Source organism: Kitasatospora sp. NPDC040550 (assembly GCF_055594965.1).
The window spans coordinates 1-9625 of the sequence record NZ_JBVIWC010000024.1; the positions used below are offsets into that span (position 1 = coordinate 1).

Consider the following 9625-nt stretch of genomic DNA (forward strand, 5'->3'; position numbering starts at 1 on the left):
GGTTACATTCCGAACCCGGAAGCTAAGCCTCACAGCGCCGATGGTACTGCAGGGGGGACCCTGTGGGAGAGTAGGACGCCGCCGAACAATCATTCCAAAAAGACCCCCTCCCATTCGGGAGGGGGTCTTTTTGCGTTACCCTCTGCCAATGCAGAACCTGACCCTGACCTGGCAGACCGCCGGGGGTGCCGCCGTCGTCCTCTACGGAGGCGCGTACGCCGCTGCGAGGGTCCGGAAACCGGGGGTGTCGGCCTTGCTGCGGGAGGCCGGCACGCTGCTGGCGCTGTTCGCGCTCTGGCAGCTGGTCGGGCACCTGTCGGTGATGAGCGCCGATCACGCGTTGGACCGGGCGGGCTGGATCCACCGCACCGAGCAGGCGGTCGGCCTGCCGGACGAGGCCTCCTGGCAGGCGGCGGTCACGCCGTACCCGGTGCTGGTGCGGTTGGCGAACTACTACTACGCCGTGATGCACTTCGCCGTCATGCTCGGCGTGCTGCTCTGGGTCTTCCTGCGGCACCGGGAGCGCTACGCGTGGGTGCGGAACACGGTGGTGATCACCACGGCGGTCTGTCTGCTGGTGCAGTTCGTTCCGGTGGCGCCGCCGCGGATGCTGCCGCAGAGCGGCTTCGTGGACGTGGCCGCGGAGTACGGGCAGTCGGTGTACGGCGGCGCGGTCGGCGGGGTGGTGGTGGCGGACCAGCTGTCGGCGATGCCGTCGGTGCACGTCGCCTGGTGCGTGCTGGCGGCGGTCGCGGTGGTGCGGGTGTCGCCGAGCCCGTTCCGCTGGGTGGTGGTGCTGCACCCGCTGCTGACGGTCGCGGTGGTCGTGGTGACGGCCAACCACTTCTGGGCGGACGGCATCGTCGCCGTCGCCATCCTGCTGTTCGCCTACGCCGTCCTGGCGCTGGCGGCACGGCGACGGGGCCGGACCCCCGTCGAGACGGAGACCCGGCCCCGGGCCGGTGCCGAGGAGCGGCCCCAGCAGGTCGGTTGAGTCCTGCCGGTCACTTGACCGGCAGGGCGACCTTCCCCCAGGAGCCGTTGCTCAGCCGGGAGGTGGCCCAGTACCAGGCGATGAGCCCGGAGACGGCCGCGACCCAGCCGGCGGCCTTGCCGAGGCCGCTGTAGCCGCCGAGGACGGCGATGGCGTCGAGCACGAGGGAGACGGTGAACAGGCCGTAGACGGCGCGGCTGAACAGGCCCGCGCCCCAGCCGGCGGCGGTGAGGCTGAGGGCGAGCAGGGCCCACAGCAGCAGGAACAGGCCCGCGGCGTTCTTGCTCGCGCCGCCGGCCACCGACCAGGTCGCCCAGAAGGCGCCGAGGCTGGTGAAGGCGGTCCCGGTGAAGCCCTCGCCGCCGCGGAGCTGCCAGAGGCCCGCGATGAAGAGGGTGACGCCGCCGAGCAGGTGGGCGAGGTGGGCCGCGTCCCCGACGCCGGTGCCGTGCAGGATCCCGGTGGAGAGCAGACCGTAGGCGAGCAGTGTCAGGCCGAGGGCGAGGTAGCCGAGGTTACCCGCGTCGGCTCCGGTGGAGCGGGCGTTCGTTGCCCCGGTAGCGTCGTTGCTCACCGGAGGCTCCTTTCACTCTGGGCGCGCGCAGGGCGCAGTGACGCTTGGTGTCGTTCCGATGAGTGGATGCGCGCGACCGCGCCGAGGGCGCACGGCTGTGAGCGTGCGCGGGCTGCGGTCAGAAGTGAGGTCAGAAGCGACGGGCCTGCGGAGAGCCGCTGGTCACGTCCCCGCCGGGGGATTCCCCGGCGAGATCGGTTTACCCGGCCCTGCTCGCTTGTACCCTTGTGAACATAACAATTTGTGACGATGTCAGCTGTGGAACGCTCACGACTGGCGCTGGGTCGGAACCCGGAGCGTCAGGATCGCCATGTCGTCGGACGGCGGCTCGGGGGCGAAGCGCTCGACCGCGCGCTGCACCCGCATGGCGACGGCACCGGCGGTCAGCCCGGTGCAGCCGGTGAGCACCTCGGCGAGGCCGTCGTCGCCGAGCATCCGCCGGCCCTCGCGGCGTTCGGTGACGCCGTCGGTGACGCAGAGCAGGACCTCGCCGGGCGCCAGCACCAGGTGCTCGGCGGTGAGTTCGAGGTCGTCCATGACGCCGAGCAGCGGCTGCGGGGTGGCGGCCCGGTCGACCTGGCCGTCGGTGCGCAGCCGCAGCGGCAGCGGGTGGCCGGCGCAGACCAGGGACAGTTCGGTGCTGCCGTCCGGGCGAGGCGTCAGCTCGCCGTAGAGCAGGGTGAGGAAGCGGCTGCGCGCGCCCTCGTCCAGGATGGCCGCGTTGAGCCGGCGCAGTACCTGCGGGGCGTCCAGGCCCTCGCGGGCGAGCAGGCGCAGCGAGTGCCGGGCCAGGCCGGTGACGGAGGCGGCCTCGGGGCCGGTGCCGCAGACGTCGCCGATGGCGAAGCCGTAGGTGCCCTCGCGAATGGTGAACAGGTCGTAGAAGTCGCCGCCGACCTCGTTGCCCTCGCCGGCGGCCTGGTAGTAGACGTCCACTTCGACGCCGGGGATCTCGGGCAGGTCCGGCGGGAGCAGGCTGCGCTGGAGGGCCTGGCTGGTCGCGGTGCGCTCGGAGTAGAGACGGGAGTTGTCGAGGGCCAGGGCGGCCCGGCGGGAGAGGTCCTCGGCGAGTTCGAGGATCTCCTGCCGGAACCGCACGCCGGCCGGGACGCCGAGGGCGAGCAGGCCGATCACCCGGTTGCGGGCGGTCAGCGGCAGGACGACGGTCTCGCCGAGCAGGCCGGCGAGTTCGGGGCTGTCGGTGAGGCCGCGGGCCCCGGCGGTCTCGGCGGGCGCGGTCCAGAAGCGGACGCCGTGGGTGGGTCCGGCCTCGGGGGCGGGGGTCTTGTCGAGGAGGTCGCGCAGCGGGTCGATCCGGTCCTCGTCCTCGTGCAGGACGAAGGCGAGGCCGGCCGAGGAGCTGTGGTCGCCGTTGGTGTAGACGGCGCACCAGGAGGCGAGGGTGGGGACGGCCATCTGGGCCATCAGTGCCAGGGTCTGCTCGTGTTCGAGGGTGCCGGCCAGCAGGTCGGAGGCTTCGACGAGGAAGGAGAGCGAGCCCCGGCGCAGCCGTTCGAGCTCGGTCAGCCGGGTGCTCTCGACGGCCAGGGCGACCCGGTCGGCGGCGAACTGGAGGCGCAGCGCGTCCTCGTTGTCGTAGCGGCCGGGGGCGGCGGTGGCGATGCCGAGCGAGCCGATCAGGCGGCCCTCGACCTTGAGCGGGACGGTGACCAGGGAGCGCATGCCGCTGCCGGTGAGCAGGGGCAGGCCGGTGGGGCGGGCGGCGAGGTCCTCGTGGACGGTGGGCAGCCGGGCGGAGTCGTAGCGGTTGCCGGTGCCCACCGGGAAGCGGGTGTGCCGGCGGTGCCCGGTGGTCAGGCCGGTGGCGGCGCGGACCTCGAACTCGGCCTCGTCGTCGGTGGTGAGCAGCAGGTAGGCGGCGTCCGCGTCGAGCAGGTCGCGGGCGCGTTCGACGGTGCGCTGGAGGAGGGTTTCGAGGTCGTCGGTGGCGACCGGCCCGGCCAGCAGGTCGAGCCGGGGACCGGTCGGGTCGGGGCGCTCGCCGGGCAGGGCGCGGGCGGGGGAGCGCAGGACGGCGCGGTCGGGTTCGAGGACGAGCAGGCAGAGGGTGGAGGCGACGCCCTCGGTGTCGCGCACGCGCACCTGGACGCCGTAGACCTCGACCTCCTCGCCGTCGGCCCGGCGCACGCCGTAGTCGCCCTCCCACCGGGCCAGCCGGAGGGTGTCGGTGAGGCCGAGGCCGCGGCCGGGGGACTGCGGCCAGACCGCGAGGTCGGCCCAGGGGCGGCCCAGCACGGTGGCGGCGGGGTACCGGAAGAGGGATTCGGCGTCCGGGTTCCAGGCCAGGACGCGGCCGTCGTCGTCGAGCTGGACGACGGCGACGTGCACCGGTCCGGGGCTGCTGGGCAGGTCGCTGCCGGGGGTGGCGGGGACGGCGTAGCGGGTGCCGGCCACGTGGGCGGGCAGGGCGAGCCGGAACCAGACGGTCTTCTGGCCGGCCGCGTACTCGACGCCCCAGCGTTCGGCGAGTGCGGAGCACATCAGCAGGCCGCGGCCGCCCTCGCCGTCGGGGTCGGCGAAGCGCTCGGAGGCGGACACCGGGCCGTCGCCGAGCGAGGGCAGGCCGCGCTCGGGGTGGTGGTCGGTGACCTCGATCCGGACGCTCTCCTCCTCGCGCAGGCAGCAGACCTCGGCGGCGGTGCCGGCGTGCACGACGGCGTTGGTGACCAGCTCGCTGACCAGGACGACGGCGTCGTCGACGACCTCGGGCAGGCCCCAGCCGAGCAGCGCGTCCCGGACGAAGCCCCGGGCGGCGGCTGCGGACCGGCCGTCGGGGTCGAAGGTGGCGGCTGCGCGCGCGGTGACCACGTTGCCACTTCTCCTCTGCTGCTCTGGCCCTGACTGTCCGGGGCTCGTGCCGACCTCCCCGTGCGCGCCGTCGGGTGGGCGGCGTCGTCGGGTCGGGTCGTGGCCCGGTGCAGCGCTCCACCCTACTTTCCGCTTGGTGCCCCGTGGGGGCGGGGCGGCGAAACAGGCACCGGAGGGTGATTCTGCCCACCTGTTTCGGACGGTGCGGGGACAACCCTGTGCAACCAGCCGTATACCCGGCGCCAGTGCTGCCAGACTGGGGGGTCCGCGACGGCCGGTGGGAGCAGTACGGTCATGTGGATGCCGGTGGGCCGTGAGGGCCGGCCGGTACGCAGCCCAGCCGGGTCGGTGCCCGGGTCCGTGCCGTTTCGGCGCGGCGGTCACCGGACAGTTCACACGATGTGGGAGGGGCCCGTTGAGTTCGGCCACCAAGGACGCCACCAAGGACGCCACCGGTACGACGCCGCAGGCTCCGCGCGGCGGGCGGTCCGGGACCGCGCCGCGGATCGCGGCCGGCCGGCGAGCGGGCCACAGCCGCGGCGCGGAGCCCGCCGAGCTGCGCAAGCTGTTGGCCGCGCTGACCGCGATGCGGGACGGCAACTTCCGTCGCCGGCTGACGGTGCCGGGCGACGGGCCGTTGGCGGAGATCGCCGCGGTGTTCAACGAGGTCGCCGAGCGCAACCAGCACCTGACCGGTGAACTGGCCCGGGTGCGGCGGGCGGTGGGCCGTGAGGGTCGGCTGAACGAGCGGCTGGAGACCGGTGCGGGCGAGGGCGCCTGGATGGCGGCGGTCGACAACTGCAATGCGCTGATCGACGACCTGGCCCGGCCGATGGCCGAGGTGGGCCGGGTGCTGACCTCGATCGCCGAGGGCGACCTGGACCAGAAGATGGAGCTGCGCTCGCTGCACAGCAACGGGGTGAGCCACCCGTTGCGCGGCGAGTACCTGAGGATCGGCCGGACGGTCAACGGGCTGGTGGACCAGCTCTCCGAGTTCACCGACGAGGTGACCCGGGTGGCCCGCGAGGTGGGCACCGAGGGCAAGCTCGGCGGGCAGGCCAAGGTCCGCAGCGTGTCGGGCAGTTGGAAGGACCTGGCGGACTCGGTCAACACCATGGCCGGGCGGCTGACCGCGCAGGTGCGCAACATCGCCCAGGTGACCACGGCGGTGGCCAAGGGCGACCTGTCCCGCAAGGTGACCGTCGACGTGGCCGGCGAGATGCTGGAGTTGAAGAACACCGTCAACACGATGGTGGACCAGCTGAACGGCTTCGCCGCCCAGGTGACCACGGTGGCCCGGGACGTCGGCACCGAGGGCCGGCTGGGCGGTCAGGCGCAGGTGCCGGGCGTGGCCGGGGTCTGGCGCGAGCTGACCGACTCGGTGAACTTCATGGCCGACAACCTGACCGGCCAGGTGCGCAACATCGCCCAGGTGACCACGGCGGTGGCGCGCGGGGACCTCTCGCAGAAGATCGAGGTGGACGCGCGCGGCGAGATGCTGGAGCTCAAGAACACCATCAACACGATGGTGGACCAGCTCTCCGGCTTCGCCGAACAGGTGACCCGGGTGGCCCGCCAGGTGGGCACCGAGGGGCGGCTGGGCGGGCAGGCCCAGGTGCCCTGGGCGGCCGGGGTGTGGCGGGATCTGACCGACAACGTCAACTTCATGGCGAACAACCTCACCGATCAGGTGCGCAACATCGCCCAGGTGACGACCGCGGTCGCCAAGGGCGACCTGTCGCAGAAGATCCAGGTGGACGCCCGGGGCGAGATCCTGGAGTTGAAGAACACCATCAACACCATGGTCGACCAGCTCTCGGCCTTCGCCGACGAGGTCACACGCGTCGCCCGGGACGTCGGCACCGAGGGCATCCTCGGCGGTCAGGCCAGCGTGCCCGGGGTGTCCGGGACGTGGAAGGACCTGACCAACAGCGTCAACCTGATGGCCAACAACCTGACCAGCCAGGTCCGCAACATCGCCGAGGTGACCACGGCGGTGGCCCGCGGCGACGTGTCGAAGAAGATCACCGTCGACGCCCGGGGCGAGATCCTGGAGCTGGTGACCACCGTCAACACCATGGTCGACCAGCTGTCCGCCTTCGCCGACGAGGTGACCCGGGTGGCCCGCGAGGTGGGCACCGAGGGCATCCTGGGCGGCCAGGCGCGGGTGCGCGGGGTGTCGGGCATCTGGAAGGACCTGACCGACAACGTCAACTTCATGGCGTCGAACCTGACCGGACAGGTGCGCAACATCGCCGAGGTCGCCTCCGCGGTGGCCCGCGGCGACCTCTCCAAGAAGATCACCATCGATGCCCAGGGCGAGATCGCGACGCTCGCCGGGACGCTGAACACCATGGTCGACCAGCTGTCCGCGTTCGCGGTCGAGGTGACCCGGGTGGCCCGCGAGGTGGGCACCGACGGCACCCTGGGCGGTCAGGCGAGCGTGCCGGGCGTGGCCGGCATCTGGAAGGACCTGACCGACAACGTCAACCAGATGGCCAACAACCTCACCGGCCAGGTCCGCAACATCGCGCTGGTGATCACCGCGGTGGCCCGCGGCGACCTCTCGCAGAAGATCGACGTGGACGCGCGCGGCGAGATCCTCCAGCTCAAGACCAACATCAACACCATGGTCGACCAGCTCTCCGCCTTCGCCGACGAGGTCACCCGGGTCGCCCGCGAGGTGGGCACCGACGGGCGGCTCGGCGGCCAGGCCCGGGTGCCCGGGGTGGACGGCACCTGGCAGGACCTCACCGAGTCGGTGAACGAGCTGGCCAACAACCTGACCCGGCAGGTGCGCGCGATCGCCCAGGTCGCCACCGCGGTGACCAGGGGCGACCTGAGCCTGCGGATCGACGTGGACGCCGCCGGGGAGCTCGACGAGCTCAAGGACAACATCAACCAGATGATCGCCAACCTGCGCGAGACCACTCGCACCAACCAGGAGCAGGACTGGCTCAAGACCAACCTGGCCCGGATCTCCGGCCTGCTCCAGGGCCGCCGGGACCTGGAGGCCGTGGCCTCGCTGATCATGACCGAGCTGACCCCGGTGGTCTCCGCCCAGCACGGCGCCTTCTTCCTGGCCCAGCCGGCCGGGCGGACCGCCGAACTGATCACCGAGGACGACGACGAGAACGACACCGTGCTGCGGCTGATCGGCAGCTACGGCTACCAGCGGCGGGCGATGCCGACCACCTTCCGGCCGGGCGAGTCGCTGATCGGCCAGGCGGCGGTGGAGAAGCGGGCGATCATCGTCAAGGAGGCGCCGCCCGGCTACCTCAAGATCGCCTCCGGCCTCGGCGAGGCCTCGCCGGCCCACATCGTGGTGCTGCCGGTGCAGTTCGAGGGCAGGCTGCTGGGCGTGATCGAGCTGGCCACGTTCAGCTCCTTCACCACCGTCGCACTGGACTTCCTCAACCAGATCGCCGACCTGATCGGCGTCACCGTCAACACCATCAGCGTCAACACCAAGACCGAGGGCCTGCTGCTGGAGTCCCAGCGGCTCACCGCCGAACTCTCCATGCGATCGGCCGAGTTGGAGGCGCGCCAGGAGGAACTGGAGCGCACCAACGAGGAGTTGCAGGAGAAGGCCGAGCAACTCGCCCAGCAGAACCGCGACATCGAGATCAAGAACAGCGAGATCGAGGAGGCACGGCAGGTCCTGGAGGAGCGCGCCGAGCAGCTCGCCCTGGCCTCCCGGTACAAGAGCGAGTTCCTCGCCAACATGTCGCACGAGCTGCGCACCCCGCTCAACTCGCTGCTGATCCTGGCCAAGCTGCTCTCCGACAACAACGAGGGCAACCTCTCGCCCAAGCAGGTCGAGTTCGCCGACACCATCCACGGCGCCGGCTCCGACCTGCTCCAGCTGATCAACGACATCCTCGACCTGTCCAAGGTCGAGGCCGGCAAGATGGACGTCCGCCCGGCCCGGATCGCCCTGGTCCAGCTGGTCGACTACGTCGAGGCCACCTTCCAGCCGGTCGCCCTGGACAAGAACCTGGACTTCGCGGTCCGGGTCTCGCCCGCCCTGCCGGTCACCCTGCACACCGACGAGCAGCGGCTCCAGCAGGTACTGCGCAACCTGATCTCCAACGCCGTCAAGTTCACCGACGCCGGCGGCGTCGACTTCTCGATCAGCGCGGCCGGCCGGGACGTCCCCCAGCACGTGCGCGAGCGGCTGCTGGAGTTCGGCTCGATCCAGGGCCCGGACGAGGAGCTGATCGCCTTCTCGGTCTCCGACACCGGCATCGGCATCCCCGGCAACAAGCTGCGGGAGATCTTCGAGGCGTTCAAGCAGGCCGACGGCACCACCAGCCGCAAGTACGGCGGCACCGGCCTCGGGCTGTCGATCAGCCGCGAGATCGCCCGGCTGCTCGGCGGGGAGATCCACGCCGAGAGCGAGCTGGGCAAGGGCTCGACCTTCACGCTCTACCTGCCGCTGCGCACCGACGCCCCGGAGGCCACCGCCGAGCGGCTCCTGGAGCGCCCGGGGCCGGTGAACCCGCCCGCGCTGCGCGCCTCGGTCGGGGTGACCCCGGTCGGCCTGCCGGTGCCGGTCGGTGAGAGCCCGGCCGACCACTGGGCCCAGGAGGTCCGGGAGATGGCCGAGGAGCGCCGCCGCGGGGCGGTGGAGCGCCGCCGCAGCGCCGCCCTGGAGAGCGCCGCGGTGCCGCGGGCGGTGGAGCCCGCGCAGCAGCCCCGGTCGGCCCGCGGCGACACCCGCTTCGACGGCCAGCAGGTGCTGATCGTGGACGACGACGTGCGCAACGTGTTCGCCCTGACCAGCGTGCTGGAGCAGCACGGGCTGACCGTCCTGTACGCGGAGAACGGCCGCGAGGGCATCGAGATGCTGGAGCAGCACGAGAACGTGGCGCTGGTCCTGATGGACATCATGATGCCGGAGATGGACGGCTACGCGACCACCGAGGCGATCCGCCGGATGCCCCAGTTCGCCGGCCTGCCGATCATCGCGCTGACCGCCAAGGCGATGAAGGGCGACCGGGAGAAGTCCCTGGAGGCGGGTGCCACCGACCACATCACCAAGCCGGTGGAGACCGACCACCTGCTGTCGGTGATGTCCGAGTGGCTGAATGGCGACCGCGCGTGAGTCCGTCGCCTGGCGGGGGGGGGGGGGGGGGGGGCAGGGGTTTTGGTCTGCATTTGGGAAGGGTTTGTTGGTGGGAGGGCAGGGGAAATAGAGGGGTTCCAAAAGATTTTGGAGGCGACGA

At 71.8% G+C, this 9625-nt stretch carries 4 protein-coding genes and 1 rRNA gene; 3 read left to right on the top strand and 2 right to left on the bottom strand.

Annotated elements, in window-relative coordinates; genetic code table 11:
* Both rrf and ACZ58X_RS29845 read left to right on the top strand, forming a co-directional pair.
* Positions 1-87: ribosomal RNA gene (rrf, locus tag ACZ58X_RS29840) — 5S ribosomal RNA — on the top strand; the annotation flags it as partial.
* A 61-nt stretch (positions 88-148) separates the two neighbouring features.
* Entirely contained in the window at positions 149-994 is an 846-nt protein-coding gene (locus tag ACZ58X_RS29845) for a phosphatase PAP2 family protein (RefSeq protein WP_470336694.1), read from the top strand.
* 10 nt (positions 995-1004) lie between these two features.
* On the opposite strand, the gene ACZ58X_RS29850 is transcribed toward ACZ58X_RS29845, so the two are convergent.
* Both ACZ58X_RS29850 and ACZ58X_RS29855 read right to left on the bottom strand, forming a co-directional pair.
* The gene (locus ACZ58X_RS29850) at positions 1005-1568 is read right to left on the bottom strand and encodes a GPR1/FUN34/YaaH family transporter (RefSeq protein WP_470336695.1); all 564 of its coding nucleotides are present in this window, start codon (positions 1566-1568) and stop codon (positions 1005-1007) included.
* Between the two features lie 267 nt (positions 1569-1835).
* Complete coding sequence (locus ACZ58X_RS29855; RefSeq protein WP_470336696.1) at positions 1836-4397, bottom strand: SpoIIE family protein phosphatase; 2562 nt, start codon at positions 4395-4397, stop codon at positions 1836-1838.
* Positions 4398-4983: 586 nt separating this feature from the next.
* Here ACZ58X_RS29855 and ACZ58X_RS29860 point away from each other — a divergent pair.
* Positions 4984-9504 (top strand): HAMP domain-containing protein, encoded by a 4521-nt coding sequence (locus tag ACZ58X_RS29860; protein WP_470336783.1) that lies wholly within the window; start codon positions 4984-4986, stop codon positions 9502-9504.
* The last annotated feature ends 121 nt before the right edge of the window (positions 9505-9625 follow it).